Origin of the sequence: Streptomyces sp. NPDC005576 (assembly GCF_042871745.1) — a bacterium.
Classification (GTDB): Bacteria; Actinomycetota; Actinomycetes; order Streptomycetales; family Streptomycetaceae; genus Streptomyces.
Genome location: NZ_JBIAJC010000021.1, coordinates 92460 through 118671 on the forward strand (window position 1 = coordinate 92460; position 26212 = coordinate 118671).

General features: G+C 71.4%; 15 protein-coding genes and 1 tRNA gene. 5 read left to right on the plus strand and 11 right to left on the minus strand.

Annotated elements, in window-relative coordinates; genetic code table 11:
• Positions 1-30: 30 nt before the first annotated feature.
• On the minus strand, positions 31-1398 hold the full coding sequence (locus ACFYPN_RS30320; protein ID WP_389302658.1) for a DUF2254 domain-containing protein: 1368 nt from the start codon (positions 1396-1398) through the stop codon (positions 31-33).
• A 198-nt stretch (positions 1399-1596) separates the two neighbouring features.
• Here ACFYPN_RS30320 and ACFYPN_RS30325 point away from each other — a divergent pair.
• Positions 1597-1684 (plus strand) — tRNA-Leu (locus ACFYPN_RS30325).
• A gap of 266 nt (positions 1685-1950) precedes the next feature.
• Here ACFYPN_RS30325 and ACFYPN_RS30330 read toward each other — a convergent pair.
• Both ACFYPN_RS30330 and ACFYPN_RS30335 read right to left on the minus strand, forming a co-directional pair.
• Complete coding sequence (locus ACFYPN_RS30330; RefSeq protein ID WP_358765124.1) at positions 1951-3102, minus strand: ATP-grasp domain-containing protein; 1152 nt, start codon at positions 3100-3102, stop codon at positions 1951-1953.
• 229 nt (positions 3103-3331) lie between these two features.
• Positions 3332-3985: a YceI family protein gene (locus tag ACFYPN_RS30335; protein WP_358765122.1), complete on the minus strand. Its 654-nt coding sequence runs from the start codon at positions 3983-3985 to the stop codon at positions 3332-3334.
• Between the two features lie 276 nt (positions 3986-4261).
• Between ACFYPN_RS30335 and ACFYPN_RS30340 the strand changes: the two genes are divergently transcribed.
• Positions 4262-6370, plus strand: a complete 2109-nt coding sequence (locus tag ACFYPN_RS30340) for an LPXTG cell wall anchor domain-containing protein (protein WP_389302661.1) — start codon at positions 4262-4264, stop codon at positions 6368-6370.
• A gap of 165 nt (positions 6371-6535) precedes the next feature.
• On the opposite strand, the gene ACFYPN_RS30345 is transcribed toward ACFYPN_RS30340, so the two are convergent.
• Positions 6536-7462, minus strand: a complete 927-nt coding sequence (locus ACFYPN_RS30345; protein ID WP_389302663.1) for a hypothetical protein — start codon at positions 7460-7462, stop codon at positions 6536-6538.
• A gap of 601 nt (positions 7463-8063) precedes the next feature.
• On the opposite strand from ACFYPN_RS30345, the gene ACFYPN_RS30350 reads away from it, so the two are divergent.
• Positions 8064-9074 (plus strand): LacI family DNA-binding transcriptional regulator, encoded by a 1011-nt coding sequence (locus ACFYPN_RS30350; RefSeq protein WP_358765117.1) that lies wholly within the window; start codon positions 8064-8066, stop codon positions 9072-9074.
• Between the two features lie 81 nt (positions 9075-9155).
• Here the strand turns inward: ACFYPN_RS30350 and ACFYPN_RS30355 are convergent, their stop codons facing one another.
• From ACFYPN_RS30355 to ACFYPN_RS30380, 6 genes are all read right to left on the minus strand, one after another.
• Positions 9156-11495, minus strand: a complete 2340-nt coding sequence (locus tag ACFYPN_RS30355) for a glycoside hydrolase N-terminal domain-containing protein (protein WP_389302666.1) — start codon at positions 11493-11495, stop codon at positions 9156-9158.
• Positions 11492-13471, minus strand: coding sequence for a beta-galactosidase (locus ACFYPN_RS30360; protein ID WP_389302669.1), 1980 nt, complete (start codon positions 13469-13471; stop codon positions 11492-11494). Before ACFYPN_RS30360 ends, ACFYPN_RS30355 begins: the two co-directional genes overlap by 4 nt.
• Positions 13472-13485: 14 nt before the next feature.
• Positions 13486-15807, minus strand: coding sequence for a WD40/YVTN/BNR-like repeat-containing protein (locus tag ACFYPN_RS30365; RefSeq protein WP_389302672.1), 2322 nt, complete (start codon positions 15805-15807; stop codon positions 13486-13488).
• 142 nt (positions 15808-15949) lie between these two features.
• Positions 15950-16930 (minus strand): carbohydrate ABC transporter permease, encoded by a 981-nt coding sequence (locus ACFYPN_RS30370; protein ID WP_358765109.1) that lies wholly within the window; start codon positions 16928-16930, stop codon positions 15950-15952.
• Positions 16927-18111, minus strand: coding sequence for an ABC transporter permease subunit (locus ACFYPN_RS30375; RefSeq protein ID WP_389302675.1), 1185 nt, complete (start codon positions 18109-18111; stop codon positions 16927-16929). Before ACFYPN_RS30375 ends, ACFYPN_RS30370 begins: the two co-directional genes overlap by 4 nt.
• Before the next feature lie 103 nt (positions 18112-18214).
• On the minus strand, positions 18215-19924 hold the full coding sequence (locus ACFYPN_RS30380) for an extracellular solute-binding protein (RefSeq protein ID WP_358765105.1): 1710 nt from the start codon (positions 19922-19924) through the stop codon (positions 18215-18217).
• 506 nt (positions 19925-20430) lie between these two features.
• Between ACFYPN_RS30380 and ACFYPN_RS30385 the strand changes: the two genes are divergently transcribed.
• Together ACFYPN_RS30385 and yicI are read left to right on the plus strand one after the other, a co-directional pair.
• Positions 20431-23316: a glycoside hydrolase family 3 C-terminal domain-containing protein gene (locus ACFYPN_RS30385; protein ID WP_389302679.1), complete on the plus strand. Its 2886-nt coding sequence runs from the start codon at positions 20431-20433 to the stop codon at positions 23314-23316.
• Positions 23317-23377: 61 nt separating this feature from the next.
• A complete protein-coding gene (yicI, locus tag ACFYPN_RS30390) occupies positions 23378-25666 on the plus strand; it encodes an alpha-xylosidase (protein WP_389302681.1) in 2289 nt (762 codons plus the stop codon).
• A 104-nt stretch (positions 25667-25770) separates the two neighbouring features.
• Here yicI and ACFYPN_RS30395 read toward each other — a convergent pair whose 3' ends face one another.
• Complete coding sequence (locus tag ACFYPN_RS30395) at positions 25771-26157, minus strand: hypothetical protein (protein ID WP_358765099.1); 387 nt, start codon at positions 26155-26157, stop codon at positions 25771-25773.
• Positions 26158-26212 lie beyond the last annotated feature (55 nt).

Below are 26212 nucleotides of genomic sequence, written 5' to 3' on the forward strand. Positions count from 1 at the left end.
CGGCCCCACGGTGGGACGGGTACCGGCTGGTCAGCCGATTCCCTTCCGGTCAGCGACCAGCGCGAACGCCCGCTCGACGTGCTCCGTCGACGTCCGCTCCACCGCCTGGACCAGGAGCGCGCGGTGCCTGAGCAGCGGTGCCGCGCGCTCCTCCGGTACGGCCGCCACCAGGTCGTCCAGTCCGGCCAGCAGTCGTCTGGTGACCTGGGGCCCCGCCGCCGGGACGCACCGTCTGACCTCCTCGAACGCCAGATCCACGAGGTCGGCCCACTCCGGCGTATCCCGCACGAGCCGCACCTCGCCCCGGCGGTCGCGGTGGCGCACCGTACCGAGCGGACGGTCCATCAGGGCCGCAAGGAACTGCACCGTCCGGTCCAGGCACTGCACCACGGTGGTCGGGTCGTTCACGGCGGCGGACAGCGCGTGCAGCGCGATGTCCGTGAGCTGCCGCAGACCGAACGACGGATCACGCCGCAGCGCGCGCTCGACACCCACCGAAACGGCGTCTCCGGGGACGGGGCGCCCCGACCCCGGCCCCGGCCCCGACTCCGAGCCGGCCCCGCCGTGCACCGCCAGCAGGGGCATCCCGGGCACGAGGAAGTCGCCCATGCGCGGAAGCAGCCGCAGGACCACCCCGCGCCGCCGCGCCACCCGTACGAGCCGCGCCACGTCCACGTCCCGCAACACCCCCGCCCGCCCCGCGTACGCCACCCTTCCGGTCTCCGGCGGCAGCGGCGGCGGGCCGCCGGCTCCGACGGCCTCCGCGCGGTTCGTCTCGCGGGTTTCCTCCCATGGCTGGTGCTCCAGTGCGCGCAGGGAGTCGCGCGCGATCCTGTCCACGACCGGACCGACCTGGAGCAGCCGCAGGGTGGACGACACGTACGTGATGAAGAGCAGCAGGCTCAGGGCGACCATGGCCAGGGTCAGCAGGCTCTGCAGTACCGGCACGGACGTCAGTCGTGGAACCTCGGTCTCGCTCTCGTACGAGGTCAGGACCAGGAGCGAGAACACGAAGGTCGCCAGGAAGACCGTCAGGGTCAGCTTGGTGATCCGGCTCCGTACGAACATCGGAACGATGCGGGGCGTCAGCTGTCCGCTCGCCATCTGTACGGCCACCAGCGAGATGCTGAAGACGACACCGATGAAGGTCATCATCGCCGCGCTGACGGTGGTGACGACCGTGCGGGCGTCGTTCGCGAAGGACGCGAGATCACCCAGCTCCCGGTACGCCTCGTCGACCCGCAGATGCGTGACGATCGCCGAATCCAGCGTCGAGACACCCCACCAGAGCAGGAAGGTGCCCACCAGCCCCGCGGTCGGCGCGAACCAGAAGGTGTCCCGCAGATGCTCGCGCAGGTCCGAGAAGGCGGAAGGGCGCAGGTAATACCGGACATTCATGACCGCGAAGGTAGCCCGCGCGACGGTGGGTGCGGGTTCGGTGACACACCGTGCACCACGGACCGAGGGGGTCAGGAAAACGTCCTCCGCGGCACCATGCACCGCACTGACCACGGGAAACGCGGGTGATCGAGGGCCCGAACCCCTGGTATTGTTTTCTTTGTCGGAGCGGCGAACACCGCGAACGACAGACACCTTGTCCGGGTGGCGGAATGGCAGACGCGCTAGCTTGAGGTGCTAGTGCCCTTTATCGGGCGTGGGGGTTCAAGTCCCCCCTCGGACACCATGGTCAAGCGACCGAACGAAGCCGGTCAGAGCGACACTTTGTCGCTCTGACCGGCTTCGTTGTTGTACGGGACGCGGTCAGGCCCTCCGCAGGCTCGCGGAGGGCGGTGACGGGGGCGGGCCCGGGTGCGGTGCCGACGCAGGACGAACCCGGTTGCCGCGGTGCCGGATCTCTCGCTGACCGTCCGTGTGGGACACCTCGTGGACGGAGGTGCCTGCCTGCCGGGAGAGCCGTCGGCTGCCCATCGGATCCAGCGGCCCACCCCGTCAGGGCAGTTCGACGGCTCGCGGTGAGCTTCCCACCGGCAGCACGGCCGCCATGCCCGCTGCGGGGCCGGCCCCGGCGGTGAGGGGCGGTACGAGCGGGGGCGGCGACTGCGTCCGCTGCTGCGGGAGGGCCGGGCGCAGTGCGCGAGGCCCCGGGACCACCGCGTAGTCGGAGCCGAGGAAGTCCGGGGTCAGCTCGCCCGGATCGTCGCCCAGTGCGAGGCGTACGGCCGCCCACGGAACGTTGAGGCCGCACTCGGAGAGCTGGTGCAGGCCGCCGGCGGGACGGGTGTTGACGTCCATCAGGACGGGCGCGCCCGCGTGCATGCGGAACTGAATGTTCGTCAGCCAGTGCAGACCGAAGGACCGGGCGATCAGGCGGGCCGGCTCGATCCACGCGGGGTCGAGCGTGAAGCCGCGCCGTCGGCCGTTCTTCGTACGGCCCACCGCCAACCGGACCTCTCCGTCGGGGCCGGTGAGGCAGTCGACGGAGACCTCCGGCTCGTCCAGGCGGGGCATCACGAGCCAGTCGACGGACCGCTCGGTGCGCCGCAGCGCCCTGGTCACCAGTTCCAAGGGCACGTACGGGCTGGGGAATCCGGTCAGGTGCAGCATGGAGAACGGTGCCCGGGTGATGACCCGGAACCCGACGCCGCCCTCGCCGCCGGTCGGCTTGAAGCACGCCTTGCCACCCTGCGCCTCGATGGCGTCCACCGCGGCGAGCAGTTGGGGCTCGTCGCGCACCCGCCACCACGGTGGCACCGGGGCGCCGACCCGCTGCACGGTCTCGTACGCCACCGCCTTGTCCGCGAAGAGCCCTATCGCCTCGGCGGGCGGCGCGAGCAGCACGGTCCCGAGGGCCGCGAAGTCCTCGCGGTGCGCGGCCAGAGCCGCCTGGTGGAGGACGGGCACGAACACGTCGATGCCGCGTCGGGCGCACTGGTCCAGCGCGTACTCGACGTACGCCGCGGGCGACAGGGTGTCCGGCTCCGGCGCGGCGGTGTCGGCCGCCGCGAGCACCGGCGAGTCGGGGTCGGCGTGCGTGGCGTGGATCTCGACAGGACGGCCGTGCGGATTGTGCCGCAGCTGATCCATGAAGAACACGTTCTCCGCGTACGTGCGGTTGAGCCAGACGCGTACGGGAGAGACCATGCAGGCCGCCTTCCGGGGTCGCGGACACGGCGGGGCGGGCCGAATCCGGTCGGTGAGAGGGGGAGGGGACACCGACCACGTGCGGTGCGGAGAACCGCAGGTGGGAGCGTTGGGGTGATCCTAGGGGGCAGGACGGCCCGCATTGCTACGCACGTGTTACGGATTTCGCCACGACCACACGTGCGGCGCCGGTCGCTTCCCGCTCACCAGCCCTCCACCCCGGCGCTCCTCACTCCTCCTCCGCGACCGGCTTCCGGATCGCCGCGATGTCGAACTGGAGGCGGAGCTTCTCGCTGACCATGGCTCCGCCTTCGGCGAGGCGGGCGTTGTAGGTCAGGCCCCAGTCGGTGCGGTTGATGGTGGTGGTGCCGTCGAAACCGACGCGCTCGTAGCCGAACGGGTCGGTGACGTGGCCGATGTAGGTGAGGTCCAGGTCGACCGGGGCGGTGGTGCTCCTGATGGTGAGGTCACCGGTCATGCGGTAGAGGTCCGGGGCCAGGAGGCGCACGGCAGTACTGGTGAAGGTCATCCGCGGGTGCTGCCGGGCGTCCAGGAACTCACGCCCCACGAGGTGCGCGTCGCGTTGTTCCACCCCGGTGTCGACGCTGGCGGTGGCGATGGCGATCTCGGCCCGGGAGCGGGCGGGGTTGCCGCCGTCGAAGTAAAGGAGGCTCTCGTACTCGGCGAACGAACCCCGCACCGTCGTCACCATGGCGTGCCGCACGGAGAAGCCGATCCTGCTGTGTGCGGGATCGATCATCCATTCCCCGGTGAGCCCCTTCAGCGCCGGATGGGGGAGTACGGCGGTGGGAGCAGCGACCGTCGTGCCCGAGCCCGTATCGGCTGCGCGTCGGGGAGTGGAGCTGCGGCTGAAGATGTTCATGAAGTACTTAGTTACTGCGAGAAAACGATCAACGTAAGAGAGCGTTGAGGAATCCGAACATTTCCTCGCGAACCTTCACAGCGGTGGAGTCATGGTGGACACGGGGCGTAGCGACGGGGTGGACACCGCTTCGGTGCGGCGTCTCTGCGGACTGTGTGCCACTGGGCAGTTGGTCTACGACTGCTCCACGTTTCATTTGTCATTCCTTCACATCGCCTGACAAGATCCCGTCCTTCGGCGTGCACATTGCCGTCGCTGAGCCGGGGGACCAGCTGCGTGAAGATTCGCACCAGTATTCGACGTGCCGTGATGGCCTTGGTGACGCTGCTCGTCGCCGCCGTCGCGCTCGGTGTGGGGGCATCCCCGGCCATGGCGCACCGGGACGGGTGCCATCGATGGCACTCCTGCCCCTCCGACTCCGGCGCGTACGTCTGCGGTGACCTCGGATACTTCTCCGAATGCGGATACAGCTCCTTGCCGGGCTCCGACTCCGGCAGCGACTCCGGCAGCGACTCCAGCAGCGACTCCGGGTCCGGGTCCGGGGCCGGCTCCGGCGTCGACGAGGACGTGGAACCCGAGCCGGTCGTGGACATCGAGCCGCCCGCGCGGCCCGCCACGCACGGCGCGGACGCGGCGGCCGGGGGGCGTGTGAGCGTCCTGGTGTCGGCCGAGAAGGGCGCCCGGATCGAGGTTCGGGACGAGTCGGACTCGGTCGTCGCGCACGCCACGGCCACCGGAGCCGACCAGAAGATCGCCTTCGACGCCGGGGACGGCGAGCACGCCTACACCGTCGTGGCCGTCGACGCCTCGGGCAACACCAGTGGGGCGAGCGACGAGTTCACCGTCACGGTCGACGGCACCGCCCCCCGGGCGGGTACGCCCGCCCTCGGCGTGGCGGACCCGGAGACGGGCGCGGCCCCGGTGACCCTCGACGCGGAGGCGGGCGCCTCGTACGAGGTGACGGTCGAGGGCCGCAAGGACGTACTGCGCGGCACCGTCGACGACGGCGGAACGGTCACCGGATCGCTCCGGCTGCCCAACGGCACGTTCCGGCTCGTCGCCGTCGTACGGGACGAGGCCGGCAACCGTACCCGTAAGGAGGCGACCGTCAACGTCGCCCTGAAGGAGATCCGGCCCGGAGTCCGGTGGGGAACCCCGGAAGACGGCCGTACGACGGTCGACGTGGCAGGGCCGCCCGGATCGACGGGAACGGTGACCACGGACGGAGGGGCCGAGCCCGTACGGCTGGACGGCGACGGGCGCGGGAGCGTGACTCTTCCGCTGAAGGACGGGTCGTACCGGGCGCTGGTGACGCTGACCGACACGTTCGGGCGCCGGGGGACGGCGCGTTCGGCGGAGTTCGTCGTGGACACGGTGGCCCCGGCGCTCCGCGTCGTCTACGACGAGGAGCGGGCGCGTCACGGTGACGTCGTGCTCACCGTGACCGGCGAGCGGGGCGCCACGCTGCGCCTCGACGGCGCGGACGGGAGCGGGCCGGTGGTCCTGGATCGCGAGCGCCGGGTGCTGAGCTGGCAGGAGGAGCCCGGCGCACACCGACTGGTGGCCCGGCTGACCGACGCGCACGGCAACACCTCCGTAAAGGAGTTGACCCTGCGCGTCTCGGACGACATGACCGGTTCCGAGATCCGGAACGCTCTGCTCGGGCTCGCAGGAACCGTGGTCGTGCTGGCTGTTCTCGCCCTTCTGGTGTGGCGACGACGCAGAGCGATCATCGTGTGGTGGGCCCGACGGCGTGAGACCGCGCGGCTCGCCTCGGAGGAGCGGGCGGCTCTGGCGGTGGCCGCGCGGCAGGAGGCCGAGGAGCGTCGGCGCGAGGAGGAGCGCCGCCGTGCCCGGGAGGCGCACGAGCGCCGATTGGCCGTCTGGCTGAGCACCCGGGACCGGCTCGCCGCGGAGTACGACTTCGTCCGCGGGCTGCGGGGCACGGAGTACAGCGCGTCGGACTTCCGGTGGGCGGCGCGCAAGGCGGGCGAGCGCGTGCTGCTGGTCGCGCCCGCCGCCCTCGTGGAGGTGCGGACCCGGCAAGGAGTGAACCGTCTGGAGACCACCGTGACGGGGGAGTTGGTCGTCACCGACCGGCGCCTCCTGTTCAGCGGTCCGGGCGGCAGGCGGGAGTGGGCCTACGGGAAGTGGCTCCAGCACGAGCACGACGAGAGCGCAGGGGTGACCCTGATCTCGGTCGGCAACCGCCGGAAGACCTCAGGGCTGTCGTACGGCCACGGCGAAGCCTTCCGGGTGCGGATGGCGATCGACCTGGCGGTGGACCGGGCCCAGGGCCGCGGCGACGAGGTGGCCGACCGGGCCCGGGCGGTGCTGGAAGCCCACGAGCGGAACAAGCCGGAGGAGCCCGCGGAGGCGCACTGACCTGTCAGGGGAGGGGAGTTGCCGGCTCGCGGCGCGTCTCCCCTGGCCGCGTCGGCGCCGCGGGTGCACCGTCTACGCGCCGCGGGTGCACCGTCACCGGGCTGCGGGGGGGGGCACCGTCACCGGGTCGCGGGGGCCCCGTCACCGGGCCGTCCGACCGGGATGTCAGGGGGAGGAGGGCAGCCGCCAGTTGAACGGAAAGAAGTTCAACGCCCAGGAGACATCCGAGGCCGCCAGCGCGGCGACGTTGTGGGGGGTGCGCAACAGGCAGCGGTTGCGGACCAGTTGCTGTCGCTCGGCCGGGATCAGCAGAGCGTCGGAGGGGTCGAGGTTCCCTTCCTCGGCATCCATGTCCTGGTGGCCGTCCGCGTTGACACGTCTGCCCGTCGGCGTCCGGTGGTCCAGGCGGAAGCCGGTGCGCCACCGGGAGTTGCCGCCCCATCCCTGCGACAGGTCGACCGTGGGCCGGTGGCGGCGCAGGAAGGTCCAGTAGAGCGGGGAGCGGTCGGCGACGCCGCGCTCCGCGTGCCGGGCGCCGGCCCGGACCCGTACTCCCGCGCGGCTGAAGAGGAGCGGCCCCAGCCACAGGCCAGGCCACACCGTCCCGGTCACGCGGACGGCCTGCTCCGGATCCTCGGCCTGCTCGACCTCCACGATCTCGTGGAGGAAGGGGTCGAAGGGGCCCGCTTCCCGGAACGGCACCAGTCCCAGACCGGTGAACAGGTGGAGGTACTGGTCCAGGCTGATCGCCGGCCACCCATCGAACGAGCGTGAGTGCGCGGGCGCATGGGGGCTGTGGGCCCAGGCCGCGTCGACTACCGCGTCGGGAGGCGGCTGGTGGGCCAGGAGCAGCACGTCGCTCACCCGGCTCAGGGCGTACAACTCCCAGCTCACCTCGTTGCGAAGGCCCGCCGGCCCGTCCGAGCCCTCCTGGCAGAGCCACTCCGTGGCCCTCGCCAGCCAGGTCCGGTAGCCGGCCCCGGCGCTCGCGAGCCAGGGCGCCACCACCGTCCCGAAGACCCCTGGACCGTCGTGGCCCAGCAGTGCCTCGTAGAGCTCTCTGGCGTCGACCGGAGACGATCCCTCATCCATACGGCGCAGCGTACGGAAGCCACCGGGCCGGGACCGATCGAATTCCGCCTCACCGGAAACATCCCCGGAAGCGCCAGCACCCTCCCGGCGAACTCCGAGTCAGGAGGCGGGCGCACCCGCTGAGGTTCCTCGCGGGGCATCGGGGAGATCACAGGCCGAAGGCCGGATGAATCGGTCCCTGATCGGCGGCAACCTTTTGGTTCCCTGCGGCGACTACGAGTCCGGAAGGTCCTGCCTTCCCGCTGAGGACCGAGGAGCGGAACAGCCCATGGCACCGTACGGACGCACGCCACCGCCGGATCGCCGGTGTCCCTGGCATGCGTCGGTCCGGGTCGGGGCGGTGGCGGCGGGGCCGACCCCGTGGAATCCCCGGTCGTCCGTACCCGGCGTGGGCCTTCCCGGCCCCTGATACCCAGCAGTGTCGAAGCGCTTCGACGCCTCTCTGGACAGTTCTCCAGAGGCCGTCTAGGCTCGTTTGGATCTTTGCATGTCAGAGGGAATTCGACGGCCAGCGTCGCTGTTTCGAAGCGCTTCACCCAGCTCCGTCCCCTCCGTTCTTCCGTCGCATGTCACTGTCACTGTCACCCGTAAGGGAGAGCGCATGGTCACCCTGGCCGAGGTCGCCCAGCACGCCGGAGTCTCCGCGAGCACGGTGAGCTACGTCCTCAGCGGGAAGCGGTCCATTTCCGCCCCCACCCGGCAGCGCGTGGAGCTGAGCATCCAGCAACTCGGCTACCACCCCAACGCCGGGGCTCGCGCGCTCGCCAGCAACCGCTCCAACATCATCGCCCTGATGGTGCCGTTGCGTACCGACATGTACGTGCCGGTGATGATGGAGATCGCCATCGCCGTGGCCACGACCGCCCGCACGCACGGCTATGACGTGCTGCTCCTCACCGGCGAGGAAGGGCCGGCCGCCGTCCGGCGGATCGCCGGAAGCTCGCTGGCCGACGCGCTGATCCTCATGGACGTGGAGCTGCACGACGAGCGCCTCCCCGTGCTGCGGGACACCGCGCAGGCCGCCGTCCTGATCGGTCTGCCCGCCGACGCGTCCGGACTGACCTGCGTGGACCTCGACTTCGAGGCGACCGGGGCGCTGTGCCTGGAGCACCTCGCCGGACTCGGTCACCGGGAAGTCGCGGTGATCGGCGAGGCCCCCGCCGTCTACGAACGCCATACCGGGTTCGCCGAGCGCACCATCGACGGCATTCGGGCCAAGGCGCGGGAGGCCGGAGTGACCGTGCTGCACCGGCCCAGCGAAGGCGGGTACGCGGCGATGACGCAGACCCTGTCCAGGATTTTCGACGAACGGCCCGGCACCACCGGGTTCATCGTCCAGAACGAGTCCGCCGTGGAGCCGCTGCTGAACATCCTCCAGCAGCAGGGGCGCGCCGTTCCCGAGGACGTATCGGTCGTCGCGGTCTGCCCCGAACAGGTGGCGGTCCAGGCCTCGGTGCGGCTCACGTCCGTCGCCATCCCCGCGCAGGAGATGGGGCGCCGCGCGGTCGAGCTGGTGGTGGCCAAGCTCACCGGCCGGAGTGCGGACGAAGTCGAGTTGATCGCACCGGAGTTGACGGTACGGGCGAGCACGGGACCAGCGCCCGCCGGGTGACCCGCGCGAAGAGGGGGCGGCAGCCGGCGGCCGGAGACCGAGCCGCCCCTGCCGGACGGCGGGGGCGGCCACCGGCTCCGACTACCGGCCGGTCTCCCGCCGCGGCACTGACAGCACCCGCTCGGCCCCTGCCGTGAGCGTGATCCAGGACGCGGCCCCCGGCGCCGCCGCGCCCGCGGGGGCGCCCGGCGGCGGGCCCGTGCGCAGCTCGACCCGGGCGTCGCGGTCCGGCCGGAGTACGGCAGTGACCTCGTCGGGGGTCCAGCTGAGGTCGAGAGCCGCGCCGAACCGGGTGCGGACGCCCCGCAGCGAGCCCCTCGGGTAAGCGGCCGGAAGGGCGGGCAACAGGACCAGGCGGCCCGGGGCCGACTGGACCAGCATCTCCAGCACGACGGCCGGCAACGCATGGGCGGCGTCCGCGTTGTACACGTCGCGGTCCGGGTAGTGGGCGCTCATCAGCGAGTCGTGGAAGAACTCCCCGGCCAGCACCGACGCCAGCGCCGAGGACACCCGCGAACCGTCCCGCAGTCGCGCCGCGACCAGCGCGTGGTGCAGATGGCCGTGGGCCGAGTCGTTCTCCGAGCCCCGTAGCGCGAGCGCGCGGTGGGCGGCGCCGGCCAGTCGGGGGGTGTCGTACGGGTTGATCTCGTCGAGCGGCCACACCGGGTAGAGGTGGCTGAGGTGGCGGTGGTCGTACGTCTCCCGAAGGCCTGGCCAGGCCCATTCCGCGAGGGCGCCGTCCTCGTTGACGAGGTACTCCGGGAGTCGGCCTGCGAGGCTCCGCCACTGGTCCGCGTCCGGATGGGCGGGGGCGAGGGCCGCCGCCGTGGTGAGGGCGTGACGGGCTGCCGCGATGTCCATCGTGGCGTTGACCGTGCCCCAACTCGCGTTGGCCGGGCGGTTCTCGGGCGAGTACGAGGGGACGATCGCCACCCTCCCGTCCGGCCCCTTGCGGGTGAGGAAGTCGCTGTAGAAATCGGCCACTTCGACACAGGCGGAGACCAGCGACTCCGGAACCACCCCGGTGGCCGAGGCGTGTTCGAGCAGCGGTTGCAGCAGCCAGTCGGCGCCCGCCGTCCACAGGTGCAGCGGGTAGGACCGCTGGAAGTGGCGGGTGTGGCCCGACTCGCCGTCCGAGTGGGAGGGTGCGACGATGCCGCGGGTACCGAAGAGGGCCCGCGCGTTCTCACGCCAGTGTTCCAACTGCCCCTGGATCAACCGGGTGTGTGCGTCGAGCACCTCGGGGAGATCCGCCGCGGCGGCCGAGGCCAGCTGGAGGTTGAGGTTGGCGTTGGTGGTGAAGGCCCCCGACCAGGCGGTGTCCCAGTCGCCCGTCCACAGCCCGGTCAGCCGGGGAGGGAGCCGCCCCGACGCGGAGAGCAGATGGTAGCGGCCCGCCGCGAACAGCCGCTCCAGCAGCGCCGGGCTGTCCGGATGGTGCAGCAACTCGCTGCCCGGCAGGCTCTGCCGATCCGGTTCCTCGTCGTGCAGGGAGAGCGCGCAACGCTTGAACGCAATCCTGTGCAGCGGTAGATGACGCGCCAACAGGGTCTCGTAGTCGGCGTCCGGAAGGGCCGTGTCGGGGTCGCCGGGGCCGCGGTGGACCCGGGTGAGCAGGAGCAGGTTCCGGGCGCCGGTGACACGGACGCCGTCACCGTCCACCGAGACCGTGCCGCCCTCGGCGCGCAGTGTCGTCACGCCGATGCAGGACAGTTCGCTGTCCGGGTAGCGCAGGCGCAGGGTGAGGCGGGCGCCGTGCGGTGTCAGCACCGTCGAGCGGCCGATCCCCAGGCCGGCCGGAGCGCCCGGCAGGGCCGGGTCGAGCGAGATCTCGACGTCCGGCGCCGGGCCGGTGATGAGCTGCGCCACCACGTCGTCGGCCCGCGACACGAACACCCGGCTGCGCCAGTGGCCCGAGGAGGCGGTGGTCTCCCCCGAGGTGAAGTCCAGGTCGCGGCGGTAGGACACGCCTTCCGGAGCGGCCGGGGGGCCGGAGAGCCGGGCTCCGTCCCGCTCGCCGGTGCCGGTGCCGGTGCCGGTGCCGGTGCCGGTGCCGGTGCCGCTGCCGGTACCGCTACCGGTGCCCATGCCGGTGCCGGTCTCCGTACCGGACCGCCGTACCCGGGTCTGGAACGCCGGGTGGAACGGCTGGACCCACACCAGCGGCCGGCCCGCGCCGAAGCGTTCGGCCGCCTCGCTGTATCCGGCGAGCAAAGCGCTCTGGAGCGGGCCGAGTTCCGCGGACAGTTCCGGTGGGCGGAGGTGCTCGCTGCCGTTGGGGCGGACGAGGGTGTGGTGGTTGACGATCACCCGGTCGTCGACCGGGTCGCCGTACACCATCGCCCCGTGGTGACCGTTCCCGCTGAGGAAGGCGTCCTCCCAACGGGCCGCGGGCCGGGGCTCCCAGGTGCCCCGGCTCATGCCGCGCCGACCGGCTTCAGGGCCACCACACCGTAACGCCCCAGCTCCACGGTCCCGTCCGTCTCCGCGCCGCTGAGCACGTCGACGTGACGGCCCGGCAACGGCACGGTCACCGTGGTGCGCCCGTGGTGGAGGAGGAAGAGCAACTCCCCGCGGCGCACCGCCTCCACGCCCTCGGGCAGTCCGGCCATAACCGGCCGGACGCCCGCCTCGGCGGCCACCCGGCCGAGCAGTTCGCGCAGGGCTCCGGGCTCCGGCAGCGTCGAGACGTACCAGGCGCCCCCCTTGCGGAGTACGGCGGGCAGCCCGTCCAGCTCGCCGCCCCGGTAGGCGGCGACGGTCTCACCGGTGCCGTCCGACTCCAGCTCCTCCGACCAGAGCAGGCCCCGGAAACCGTCGCAGGCGACGCTCGCGTCCGGCTCGACGGGCCACCACTCGTGGAGCGTGCGGATCGAGAAGAGGTCGCGCAGCCGTACGTCCATCCCGCCCGGCCGGATGCGGTCGTCCACGTCGGCCACACCGGTGAAGAAGCCGCAGACCAGCGTGCCACCACGCGCCACGTAGGCGACCAGGTTGTCGACGGCCGCGTCGCTCAGGAGGTAGAGCTGCGGCACCACGACCATCCGGTAGCCGCTCAGGTCGGCTTCGGGGCGGGAGAAGTCGGTCGCCGTGCCGTTCTCCCAGAGGGCCCGGTGCCAGGCCCGTACGATTTCCGGGTAGTCGAGGTGCGAGGAGGGGCGGCCCTCCTGCGCGCTGCCCCACCAGGCGTCCCAGTCGTGCAGCACCGCCACTTCGGCAGGTGCGTGGGCGCCGCTCACCTCCGGTGCGAGCGTGGCGAGTTCGGCCCCGATGCGGGTGATCTCCTGGAACGCGCGGCCCTGCGGGCCGGCGTGCGACACCATCCCGGAGTGGAACTTCTCCGAACCCTGCCGTGACTGGCGCCACTGGAAGTAGCAGACGGCGTCGGCTCCGCGGGCCACCGACTGGAGGGACCAGAGCCGGTTGAGCCCCCGGGGCTTCGGCCGGTTCACCGGGCGCCAGTTGACCGCGCTCGCGGCCTGCTCCATCAGCATCCACGGTCCGGACGCCTGTGAACGCGTCATGTCGGCGAGCATCGCGTTGTACTGCCCCGCATCCGGGTCCGCCGGGTCGGGGTAGACGTCCACCGAGACGACGTCCTCCTGTCCGGCCCACGCCCACGCGTCCTGCCCCGACCACATCGGCATGAAGTTGGACGTCACCGGGAGGGCGGGGGAGTGGCGGCGCACGATGTCCCGCTCGGCGGTGTAGCACTCCATCAGGGCGTCGGAGGTGAACCGCTTGAAGTCGAGCACCTGGGTGGGGTTGCGCATGTACTGAGCCTTGCGGGGCGGCAGGATCTCCGCCCAGGTGTCGTAGCGCTGACTCCAGAAGGCCGTGCCCCAGGCCTCGTTGACCGTGTCGAGGGAGCCGTACCGGTCGGCGAGCCAGCGGCGGAAGTGCGCCGCCGTCCCGTCGCAATAGCATTGCGTGCAGTACTCGTTGTTGATGTGCCACATCGTCAGCGCCGGGTGGCCGGCGTACCGGGCCGCCAGGTCCTCCGTGAGGGCCGCTGCGTAGCGGCGGTACACCGGCGAACTCGCGCAGAAGTGCTGGCGCGAGCCGTACCAGACGACGGAACCGTCCTCCGCGCGCGGCAGCGTTTCCGGGTGCAGCGCACCCATCCACGGCGGCGGGGACGAGGTCGGCGTGGCGAGGACCACCCCGATGCCGTGGGAGCCCATCAGGTCCATCAACCGGTCCAGCCAACCGAACTCCCTTGCTCCCGGGCGAGGTTCGATCTTCGCCCAGGAGAAGACGCCGAGCGTCACCGAGTTGACACCGGCCTCCTTCATCAGGGCCACGTCCTCGGCCCACACCTCCTCGGGCCACTGCTCGGGGTTGTAGTCGCCGCCGAAGAGAAGGCGGCCACGGGTGGCGTCACGCAGGGACGGCATGGTGTTCTCGATCCTCATTCCGGGTCGGCGTACTGGATGCCCCGGCCGTTGGTGCCCAGATACACCCGGCCGTGGACGCGGGGGTCACCGGTGATCACCTCGCCGGTCCACCCCCACTGGTGCTGGTCGTCGTTGATGCGGATCCAGGTGACGCCGGCGTCGTCGGAGCGCAGCACCGCCACCCCGTCGTGGGTCGCCGACACCCGGCCCGTCTGGAAGACCGCGGGATAGCCCGCACGTGCGGACCGGCCCTTCCTCGCGGAAGGGGCCGCCTTGCCGAAGCCCAGTGCGTGCGACTCCTGCACGCCGGCCACGGCCGTGAACGTACGGCCGCCGTCCGTCGAGCGGCGAAGGCCGCCGGTCTTCGCCGAAAGCCAGAGGTGGCCCGTCCGGCCCGGCGCGGCGGCCATCTTGAACTGCGTGTCACCTGAGGGGAGTCCGGTGGCGCCGACGGTGAAGGACGCGCCCGCGTCGGTGGAGAGGTGGACGGTCCCGGTGTCCGTGTCGTACGCGTAGAAGCGGGCGGCGTCCACCGGGTCGGCGACGGGCGTCGCACCCTTCGGGAAGGTCGTCACTTCGCTCCAGCTCGCGCCGCCGTCCGAGGACCGGTGCGCCGGGTACTTCGTCCCGTCCCAGTGGACGAACGTCCAGAGCAGGGTCTTCCCGTCCGCGCTCACCGCGATCGGCCCGGGCGCGGAGGCCGCGATCTCCGGCTGGGCCGCGAACGGCTGCCAACTGGCGCCGCCGTCGCGCGAGTACGCGCCGGCGGCGTCCGACCCCGAGGGCCAGCCGGTCCGTACGACGTACGAGGGGACGCGCGTCGCGAGGGCGAGGCCGGTCGCGGTGCCGAACACCGGGGTGGATGCCATCCCGCGCGAGGGGGAGGAGGTGAGCGACTCGTGGTACATCACCCCGATGTCCCCCAGACCGCTGAGCAGTTGGGCCCCCCGAGGGGTGGGCGGTGCGACCAGATGGCGTACCGACGACTCCTCCAGGCCCCGGATCTCCGGCGCCCAGTGCACCAGGTCCCGGGTGCCGAAGACCGTGGCGCCGGTACCGAAGACGATGTGGCGCGAGTCGAAGGGGTCGACGGCGACGGCCTGGATCCACCAGCCGAACTTCGCCTCCCCGCCCCAGCGCAGGTACGGCGTCTCCGACACGTCCAGCACCGCGGAGTCCTTGAGGGAGGTCCAGGTGTGGCCATGGTCGGTGGAGCGGAAGAGCGTGTCGACCGTTGCCCAGCGGTTGTTGGTGGTGACGACGACCGTCCCCGGGCGCCGGGTGTCCACGGCGATCCCGCCGTAGCCGAAAGCGTCCGACCCGCCGGGGACGACGGGCGTCACGTCGGACCACGCGCCGGTCACGGTGGAGAGGCGGAAAACCGCGCCATCGCTCTGGTTGTTGGGCCCGGGACCGTTCGCCCAGCTGACGTAGAGGGCGCGGGAGCCGGCGTCGTAGGCGGCGCGGACGGGCACCCGCGTCGCCCCGTCGGCGACCGGGGCGCCGGGAACCGGCTCCCAGCCGCCGGACGCGGTGGTGCGGTAGAGGGACGCGGTGCCGTCGCCCCAGCCCGCGTACACCGTCCGCCCGGCCGCCACCAGCAGGGTGACACCCTGGCCGGACGCGGTCGGCACGGCGGGGAAGGACGGGTCCGGGGCCCAGGTCGCGCCCCGGTCGGTGGAGCGCAACAGCCCGTCGTGACGGGTGCCGAGCCAGAGGGTCTCGCTGTCCCGCGGGTCGACCAGCAGGCGTTCACCGGTGCCGCGGCCGTCCTCGTTGGCGCCGAGCCGCACCGTCAGGTCCGTACGGCTCCAGGTCGCGCCACGGTCCTCCGAGCGGAGCACCGCCCCCGGCGAGGCCCAGGACTGGGCGTACGTCCCGAGCGCGAGGTAGACCCGGTCGGGGAAGGCTGGGTCCACGGCGATCGCCTCGACGCCGAGGAGGTTCCAGTCGTCCCAGCCCGTGAAGTCGTTCAGCGCCGTCCAGCGTGCTTTCACGTGGTCCCACCGGTACGCGCCGCCGATGTCCGTCCGGGCGTAGGCCAGGCCCCGCACCGACGGATGGAACAGCAGCCCGGTGACGAACCCGGTACCGCCGATGGCGGCGGTGCGCCAGCGGTACGCCTGCGTCTTCGGCCCGTCCGAAGGGTGAGCACCGCCCGAGGGGTGAGCACCTACCGGAGAGCGCTCGGCCGCCGAGGCCGTGCCGGCGGCGGGCAGGACGCCCGCGGTGGCCGCGACGGCGACCGCCCCGGCCAGCACGGAACGGCGGCCGGGCGCCGGGACGGTTCCCTGGGCAGGCGAGTCGGGACGTGCGTCGGAACGGAACGCGGGCATGGCGGAGTCCTTCCGGAACGGGTGGCGAGAGAGCGGGAGAGCAGGGCGGGAGCGGGCGGGGATGCTCCGAACCGCGCGCCCGGGAACCCGGCGCGCGGCACGTACGCCATACGGCGTTGGGACACTGGGGAGTGCCGAGGCGTCAGCCCTTCACGGCCCCGGTGAGCATCCCCTTCTGGAAGTGCTTCTGGACGAAGGGCGACAGCACCGCCACCGGGATCAGTGCGAGGACCATCACGGCCATCTGCACCGAGAGGCTGTTGATCTGGCCGCTGCTCACCGCCGCCCCCATCGCGCCCGGCGGAACCTGGTGCTGGAGCACCAGCTGGCGGAGGATCATCTGGAGCGGGTACTTGTCGCTGTCCTGGATGTAGAGCATGGCGTTGAACCACTGGCTCCAGTAACCCACCGCGTAGAACAGGGAGATGACCGCGACCACCGCGCGCGAGAGCGGCATGACGATCTGGAGCAGGATGCGCCACTCGCCGGCGCCGTCGATCCGGGCCGCGTCGATCAGTTCGGGTGCGGTGTCCATGAAGAAGCCGCGGAGCACCAGGATGTTGAAGACGGAGATCGCGCTCGGCAGGATCATCGACCAGTAGCTGTTGCTCAGACCGATCCCGGTCACCAGCAGATACGTGGGGATGAGTCCTGCGCCGAAGAACATCGTCGCCATGAGCGTCATCAGCAGCGGCCGGTGGGCGATCGAGTCGCGCCGGCTGAGGCCGTAGGCGCACAGGATCGAGATCACCATGCTGAACACCGTGCCGACGGCGGTCAGTCCGATGCTCACCATCGCGGCCCGGGTGACGGCGCCGCCGCTCAGGAGTTCCTTGTACGCGACGAAGGTGATGCTCCTCGGCCAGACGACCAGTCCGCCCGCGTCGTTGATGGCCTTGGTGTCGGAGAGGCTCGTGACGACCACCACCCAGATGGGGATGAGGATCACCGCGCAGATCACGACGAGACCGAAGCCCTTGAAGGCGAGACCGGCCTTCGTCGGCTCGTCCTCCCAGGCGGGGCGTCGCTCGGTACCGAGGAGGCGCTGAAGCGGGGTGCGGGCCGGTGCGGTGTCCACGGGCCACCCGCCCGGCGTCTTTTCGAGGTCCAGGAGAGTCGTCATTTCTTGGAGTACACCCCCTGCTCGCCCAGCATGTGGGCGACCTTGTTCGCGCCCAGCACCATGGCGACGCTGAACAGTCCCTTGAAGATCCCGGCCGCGGCGGCGTAGCCGAAGTCGCCGGTTTTGATACCCGTCCACCAGATGTAGGTGTCGAGGATCTCGGACGCGCCGGCGCCCACCTGGTCGCGCTGGAGCAGGATCTGCTCGAAGTCCAGATTGAGCGCGCTGCCGACCCGCAGCACCAGCAGCAGGGCGATCACCGGGCGCAGTGCGGGCAGCGTGACGTGCCACATGCGGCGCCAGCGTCCCGCGCCGTCCACCGCGGCGGCCTCGTACAGGTCGGTGTTGACGGCCGCGAGCGCGGCGAGGAAGACGATGACGCCCCAGCCCGCGTCCTTCCACACGGCCTGCGCGGTGACCAGGAACTTGAAGAAGCCGGGGTTGGTCATCAGGTCGAAGCCCTCGTGGCCGTGTTCGCGCAGCCACTGCGCGACGAGGCCGGCCCCGCCGAACATCTGCTGGAAGACGGTGACGACGAGGACCCAGGAGAAGAAGTGCGGCAGGTAGACGATCGCCTGCACCCACGCGCGGACCCGGGAGCTCATCACGCTGTTCAGCAGCAGCGCGATGGCGATCGGGATCGGGAAGAAGAGGATCAGCTGCGTCAGGAAGATGACCAGCGTGTTGATCAGGACTTCCCAGAAGCGGTAGTCGTCGAAGATCCGGGTGAAGTTGTCGAAGCCGACGAACGGGCTTCCGGTGATGCCCAGGTCGTAGACGTCGTAGTTCTGGAACGCGACGATGTTCCCGAGCAGCGGAATGTAGTTGAAGATCAGCAGCAGGACGAGGGCGGGGAGCGTCATCAGGACCAGCGTGCGGTCCCGCCGCAGCCGGTGCCGCCAGGTGACGCCCTCGGACGGCAGGCCGGAGGCCGAACGGCCGCCGCCCTTGGCCGCCTTGCCGGGACGGCCGCCGCGTGCACGGGGAACCGTACCCCCGCCGACGGCCCGTGGCCCGTCCGTACCGTCCTTGACCTCGCCGCCCGCCGCACCGTCGTCCGGCGCGCCGCCGTCCGGTATCCCGCCGTCCCGCGCGGTGTGCTGACCGTCCCCGCCGGCCGGGACGTCGGTCCCGTCCGCCGCGCGGCCCGTGCCGGCCGCCGCCGTGGCCCGTGGCTTCACCGTGAGCTCCCCATGTCGTGCTGCTCCGCCCCGGCCGCCGGGCGTCACTGCGCCCGGCGGCCACTTCCGTGTGTGCGTGGGTCCTGCCGTCTGCCGCGTGCGGTCAGCTGCCGGAGCCGTTCTTGTCGAGGATGTTCTGGTACCAGGTGCGGAGTTCGTCGCCACCGCTCTGCTTCCAGGTGGAGACCGCTGCCTCCAGGTCGCCGACCTTCTTGCGGCCGCGCCGGATGTCCTTCTGCAGGTCGTCGAAGGGCGTGTAGAGGGAGGCGTACCGCTGCGGCTCGACGATCTGCATGCCGAAGAAGAGCGGCTTCTTGATGTTCGGCGCCTGGCGGGCCATCCACCCCGCGTAGTCCTGCACCAACTTGGGCTCGTCGGGGAAGGCGATGGTGTGCGGCGGGGAGGCGAGGAAGAGGAAGGTGGAGGGCTGGGCCTCCTGGATGCCCTGGTCCGTGAAGGTTGGGACGCCGTCCTTCACGTTGTAGTGGGTCCCCTCGACGCCGTAGTTGGTGAGCATGAACTCCTCGGTGCCGTAGGGGGCAGCCGCGAAGTCGGCGATGGCGAGGAACTCCTCGATCTTCGCCTTGGGGAGCTTCTTGCTGAGGAAGGTGTAGATGCCGGCCGGGTCGTCCTGCCAGAGCACGGGCTTGCCGCCGTCGGCCGAGAAGAAGTCGAGCGCCTGCATGTCGAACTTCGGGTTGGCGGTCTTCTGCTCGGTGACCATGCCCTTCCAGCCGCCGGTGCCGTCGTTGTACATGACGATGTGGCCGCTGGTGAAGCGGATCTTGGAGTCCGCGTCCTTGTTCGCCTCGGCGTCCGGGTGGACGTAGCCCAGGTCGTGGAGCTTGCGGGCGAAGGCCAGGGCCTCGCGGTACTCCTTGGTCTCGATCTTGTGGACGAGCTTGCCGTCCTGGAGCTGCCAGTAGTGCGGGGCGTCCGGCAGTACGCCGTAGATCTTCTGGATGCAGGTCCACAGGTCGTCGAAGGCCCAGACCTTGCTCTTCGGGGCGGTGTACTCCTTGCCGAAGGCGAGCAGGTCGTCGGCGCTGGCCGGGACCGCGCCGGAACCGACGATGTCCTTGCGGTAGAAGAGCGCGTTGCCGATGACCGGTGACGGCATGGGCAGACCGCGCAGCTTGCCGCCGAAGACCGAGTACTGCCAGGCGCCGGTGGGGATGTTGGCGAGGTTCGGGTACTTCTTCACCGCGTCGCCGGCCAGGTACGGGCTGAGGTCGGCGAACTTCGCCGTGATCGCGTTGCGGATCTGGCCCTGCATGTTCCAGCCGGGGATGGTCACCGCGTCCGGGATGTCGTCACCGGCGAGGACGGCACCGATCTTGTCCTGGTACGTGTTGCCGTCCTGCGGGTCGAAGTTGAGCTTCGCGCCGACCGCCTTGTTCACCGCCGTGTAGTACGGGTTGTCCTTCTTCGGGACGGTGCCCCACAGCGGTGTCATCACCCGGAAGGAAGAGCCCTTGCCGGGAACGGATTTGACCGACTTCGCCAGTGGATCGGGCAGCTTGGCGAAACCGGGGCTCGACCCGTTGACGCTGGCCACGTCGGGCTGCACCAGGTTGGAGGGGACGTAGCTCGGCACGACCTTGTTGAGCGCCTTGCCGGTCGTCGTGCCCTCCCGGGTCCCCGAGTCGGAGCCGGAACCGCCACACGCGGCCAGCAGCGGTACGCCGCCCGCCACGGCCACCGCCGCGAAGGCGCTCGAAGCGAGGAAGCTCCGGCGGTTCGGCGTTACGGCGCGGAGGCCCGGAGCACCGCTCTCGGACCGGTTCGTGGCGGGGGAGGAATTCGGCGTCATTGCGTCAACCCTTCATGGCGCACCAGGACGACACACGGCGGGTGACCGCCGTTCGGTTCCTGAGTCTGAGGTGGGCGTAACTGGACGGAACCGCCCGGAACGAGCGGTACACGACCGGGCGGTGACGGTCGGCGGTCACCGCCGGCGGCGAGACCGGGAACGGACCGCGGGGGACCAGGCCACCCGAGGCACTTTCCGGAGACACCGGCTGAGCACCCTCGAAGCGCTGTCGAAGCGCTTCGATGTTGCAGCGAGGTTAAGTGAAGGGGGCCAGCCGCACAAGAGTTCGCCCGCACATTCCTCGGAGCTGTTTCCGTAACGTTTCCTGCACGCCCGGGCGGCTCCCGTGAGCCGGGCAGGCCGAGTCGACCCCCTGTGCTCTTGACACTTGGCCGGTCGGGCACCGAGCATCGAAGCGCTTCGAAAGATCACCAGTTGATGTTCCGAAGGACCTGCGGCAGCCCATGGCTCCGCCAGACCTCCCACCTTTCCAAGGGGACCCGCACGTGACGGACCTTCCGCTTCCCTTCCGCGACCCGCAGCTGTCCTTCCGGGCGCGCGTCGACGACCTGCTCCAGCGCCTCACGACCGACGAACGGGTCGCGATGCTGCACCAGTTCGCACCGCCGGTGGAGCGACTGGGGCTGGCGGCCTTCCGCACCGGCCAGGAGGCGTTGCACGGTGTCGCCTGGATGGGCGGCGCGACCGTGTTCCCCCAGGCCGTCGGCCTCGGCGCCACCTGGAACGACGACCTGGTACGCCGCGTCGGCGAAGCGGTGGGCAACGAGGTACGGGCCAAGCGCCGGAGCGACGACCGGGTCGGGCTCAACGTCTGGGCCCCGACAGTGAACCTCCTGCGCCACCCCCTGTGGGGACGCGGCGAGGAGGGCTACTCCGAGGACCCCGCGCTCACCTCCGCCATCGCGGCCGCCTACACCCGCGGCCTGCGCGGCGAGCACCCCCGCTACTGGCGCACCGCCCCGGTCCTCAAGCACTGGCTCGCCCACAACAACGAGACCGACCGCGACACCGCCTCCTCCTCCGTGCGCCCCCGCGTCCTGCACGAGTACGACCTGCGCGCCTTCCGCGACGCGGTCCGCGCCGGAGCGGTCGCCGGAGTGATGCCTGCCTACAACCTCGTCAACGGCCGCCCCAACCACGTCTCCCCGCTGCTCGCCCAGCAGCTGAGGCAGTGGACCGACCAGCCGCTCGTCGTCTGCTCCGACGCCGGCGCGCCCTCCAACCTGGTCGACTCCGAGCACTACTTCGACACCCACGAGGAGGCGACCGCCGCCGCCCTCAAGGCGGGCGTCGACAGCTTCACCGACCACGGCACCGACTCCTCCGTGATGACCGGGCGCATCCGCGACGCGCTCGCCAAGGGCCTGCTCGACCCCGAGGACATCGACCGGGCGGTGCGCAGGCTGCTCGCGCTGCGCTTCGCACTCGGCGAGTTCGACCCGGAGCTCGACCCCTACGCCGACACCGACGACTTCGACACCCCCGCGCACCGCGAACTCGCCCTGGAGACAGCCGAACAGGCCGTGGTGCTGCTCAGGAACGACGACGGTCTGCTGCCCCTCGCGCCGCGCGCCGGCCGGAAGATCGCGGTCGTCGGCCTGCTCGCCGACGCCTGCAAGCTCGACTGGTACAGCGGCACGCTCCTGCACCGCTCGACCCCGCTCGACGGAGTGCGCGCCCGCTACGGCGCGGACGACGTGCTGTACGCCGAGGGCGTCGACCGGGTCCTGCTGACCTGTGACGGCGGTCAACTGCACGTCCCGCCCACCCCGGTGGAGACCGGGGCGGCGCGCGGCGAGGAGGGAGCCCTCGACCCGGCACTCCTCACCGGCCGCACCGACCTCCCGCCGCTCGTCGCCGCTCCCGAGGGCACCGCCCTGGCCCTGGTCGACTGGGGCGACGGCGTCCTCACCCTGCGCACCGGCGAGGGGCTGTACCTCTCCGTCGCCGAGGACGGCTATGTACGCGCCTCCGCCGAGGAGCCGGGCGGCTGGGTCGTCCAGGAGACGTTCCGCCTGGAAGCGGTCGAGGGACACGAGGGGGATCACCGCCTTCTGCACATCGGTACGGGTGGGTACGTGTCTGTCGCCGCCGACGGCGCAAAGGTTGCCGAGAACGGGGAAAAGATTCCGGCCGGCCGCGCGACCGTCTTCCGCGTGGAGACGGTCGAGAGCGGTGCGGACGAGGTCGCGCGGGTCGCGGCCGAGGCCGACACCGTCATCGTCGTCGCGGGCAACGACCCGCACATCAACGGCCGGGAGACCGAGGACCGCACCTCCCTCGCCCTCCCCGCCCAGCAGGAGAACCTCTGGCGCGCCGCGCACGCCGCGAACCCGCGCACCGTGCTCGTACTGACCTCCGCCTACCCGTACGCCGTACCGGAGGCCGACGCCGCACTCCCCGCGCTGCTCTGGACCGCGCACGGAGGCCAGGCCGCCGGCACCGCGCTCGCCCGGGTCCTCGCCGGAGACGTCTCCCCGGCCGGACGGCTCCCGCAGACCTGGTACGCCGGTGACGACGACCTGCCGGACCTCCTCGACTACGACGTCATCGGGTCCCGCCAGACGTACCTCTACTTCGACGGCACCCCGCTCTACCCGTTCGGACACGGGCTCTCCTACGCCTCCTTCGGGTACGAGGACCTCACCGCCGCCCGCGAGGACGACCTGCTCCGGGTCGCCCTGACCGTCACCCACACGGGCGGCGCCGCCTCCGACGAGGTCGCCCAGCTCTACGTACGCCGCACCGGGCCGGACGCCGCCCGGCTGCCGCTGCGCAAGCTGGTCGGACACCGCAGGCTGCACCTCGCTCCCGGCGCCTCGGAGCGCGTCGAGTTCCTCGTGCCCGTGGCCGAGTTGGGCCACTGGGACGTGGCCCACGGCCGCTGGACCGTGGAGCCGGGCGCGTACGAGCTCCTGGCGGGGGCGTCCAGCGCGGACATCCGGCTCACCGCCGCGGTGGAGATCGCCGGAGAGCCCTCCGGGCCCCGCCCCGTCCTCGCCGCGGGCATCGGGGCCGCCGACTACGACGAGCAACGTGGCACGGAGATCGTGGACCGTACGAAGACGGACGGCGACGCGGTCACCGCCGCCGACGCGGGCCCGGAAGGCGGACTGCTCGTCTTCGAGCGCTGCGACTTCGGGCCGGGCGTGCACAGTGTCACCGTCCATGCGGCGGGCGGGGGCACGGTCGGCATCGAGACGGACGGAGCCGCCGTGACCGTCGACGTCACCACCACCGGCGGTCCGTACGACCATCGCTCCGTGACCGCGGCGTTCGCCGCGGACGGGGTGGCGGACTTGCGGGTCACCCTGCGCGGGGCCGTGCGCCTGGCCCGCCTCACCTTCGCCCCCTCGGGAACGTCCGAGTGACCCCGCTCCGCACCGCAGCAGCCCAGCCCCCACTCACCACCGCCCCCGGCGAGGAGTCCTCATGAAGTTCACCGACGGATTCTGGCTCATGCGGGAGGGGGTCAGCGCCTCCTACGCCACCGAGATCCGGGATCTGCGGGTGGACGCCGACCGCATCACCGCCCACGCGGCGGTCATGCGTGTCACCGGGCGCGGCGACACCCTCAACACCCCGCTGATCACGGTCGAATGCTTCACCCCCGCCGAGGGAATCATCGGCGTCCGCGCCACCCACCACGCCGGGAAGATCAACCACGGCCCGGACTTCGAGTTGTCGGCAGACCCGACACCGCATGCGTCGGTGCGTACCACGCTGGACGGCCCGGTCGCCGAACTCACCAGCGGACCGCTGACCCTGAGGCTCGACAGGGACGGACCCTGGGGCCTCACCTTCCTCGACGCGGACGGCCGCCGGCTCACGGGCGCGGACCGCAAGGGCACCGCCTTCGCCACCACCCCCGACGGTGCCCACCACATGGTCGCCCAACTCGCCCTGGCTGTCGGGGAGAACGTCTACGGTCTCGGCGAACGCTTCACCCCCTTCGTGAAGAACGGCCAAGTCGTCGACGTCTGGCAGGCCGACGGTGGCACCAGCAGCGAACTGGCCTACAAGAACATCCCGTTCTACCTCTCCTCGCGCGGCTACGGCGTTTTCGTCAACCACCCCGGCAAGGTGGCCTTCGAGATCGGCTCCGAATCCGTGGGCCAGGTGCAGTTCAGCGTCGAGGACCAGGCGCTGGAGTACTACGTCGTCGCCGGCCCGACCCCCAAGGACGTCCTCTCCCGCTACACCGCCCTCACCGGCCGCCCCGCGCTCCCCCCGGCCTGGTCCTTCGGGCTGTGGCTCACCACCTCCTTCTGCACCTCGTACGACGAGGAGACGGTGACCTCCTTCGTGGAGGGGATGGCCGCACGCGACATCCCCCTCTCCGTCTTCCACTTCGACTGCTTCTGGATGCGCGAGTACCAGTGGTCGGACTTCCTCTGGGACCCGGACGTCTTCCCCGACCCGGAGGGGATGCTGGCCCGCCTCAAGGAGCGCGGGCTGCGCATCAGCATGTGGATCAACCCCTACATCGCCCAGAAATCGGCGTTGTTCGCCGAAGGTGCCGAGAAGGGCTACCTCGTCCGCAGGCCGGGCGGCGACATCTGGCAGTGGGACCTCTGGCAACCGGGCATGGCCCTGGTGGACTTCACCAACCCCGAGGCGACCGCGTGGTTCCAGAGCAAGCTGAAGGTCCTGCTCGATCAGGGCGTCGACTGCTTCAAGACGGACTTCGGCGAGCGCATCCCCACGGACGTCGTCTGGCACGACGGTTCCGACCCCGAGCGGATGCACAACTACTACGCGCAGATCTACAACCGGGCCGTCTTCGAACTCCTGGAGAAGGAGCGGGGGAGCGGCGAAGCCGTCCTCTTCGCCCGTTCCGCCACCGCCGGCGGCCAGCAGTTCCCCGTCCACTGGGGCGGCGACTGCTTCGCCTCCTTCAACGCGATGGCCGAATCCCTGCGCGGCGGACTGTCGTTGAGCCTCTCCGGCTTCGGGTTCTGGAGCCACGACATCGGCGGCTTCGAAGGCACCCCCGACCCGGCCGTCTTCAAACGCTGGCTCGCCTTCGGCCTCCTCTCCTCGCACAGCCGCCTCCACGGCAACGTCTCCTACCGGGTGCCGTGGGAGTTCGGCGAGGAAGCGGTCGAGGTGACCCGGCAGTTCACCCTCCTCAAGCACCGGCTGATGCCGTACCTCTACGGCGCCGCCGCCGAGGCCCACCGCACCGGCGTCCCGGTGATGCGCCCGATGCTGATGGAATTCCCGGACGACCCGGCGACCCGCACCCTGGACCGGCAGTACATGCTCGGCCCGGACCTGCTCGTCGCCCCGGTCTTCTCCGCCGAGGGCGAGGTGGAGTACTACGTGCCCGAGGGCACCTGGACCCACCTGCTCACCGCCGAGACCGTCACCGGACCCGTCTGGCGCCGGGAAACCCACGGCTTCGACAGCCTCCCGCTGTACGTCAGGCCCGGCGCGGTGCTCCCCTGGGGCAGCGACGACCAGCGCCCGGACGGCGACTGGCTCGCCGACCTCACCCTCCGGGTCTACGGCCCCGCCCCGGAATCCGGGACGGCCACGACCGCGGTCACCGTCCCCGGCCTGACCGGAGCCCCCGCCGCGGCCTTCCACGTCACCCGCGACCAGCACGGCGTCCGGGTCACCGCCGAAGGCAGCGGCCGGCCCTTCCGCGTCACCGTCGAAGCGACCCGCGCCACGGCGGACGGGACGGGCACGGTGGAGGTGCCGCACCTCGGCTGACGCGGGGGCGGGCGTGCCGGGGAGCGAGCCTCCGCCCTCCCCGGCACGCCCCGGTCTGCCCCTGCACGCCCCCGTGCCGTGCCGGCGGAGCCACCACCGCCCGGTCAGGGCGCCGGGACCGCCACGACCTGGACCTCGTCCTCGTAGACGACACGGCCGGGATGGGCCGACTCCACCCGGACACACGGAACCCCGTGGGCGGCCAGCAGGTCGAGATAGCCGTCCACCCGCTCGATGAGGTGGAGTGCGGAAGCCTTGAACCACGCCACCGCCCCGGGGTTCACCGCGGGGTCGTAGACCTCCGGATCGGTCTCGGACGGGTTCGGGTAGTGGGCGTCGTACCAGTCGTTCGCCGCCCGCCAGAAGCGGAACTGCTCCTCGTCCAGCCTGCCCTCCCGGGCGAGCCCGTTGGCGAGACCGAACACCCCGGGGTACCGCCCCCTCCGGTCGCGGGCCGTTCCCTGGAACCTGACGTAACCGCTGTCGGCCATCCGGTACTCCTCCCACCTGCCGAGGCCGCCCCGATGCCCGGGACGGGGACGCGAG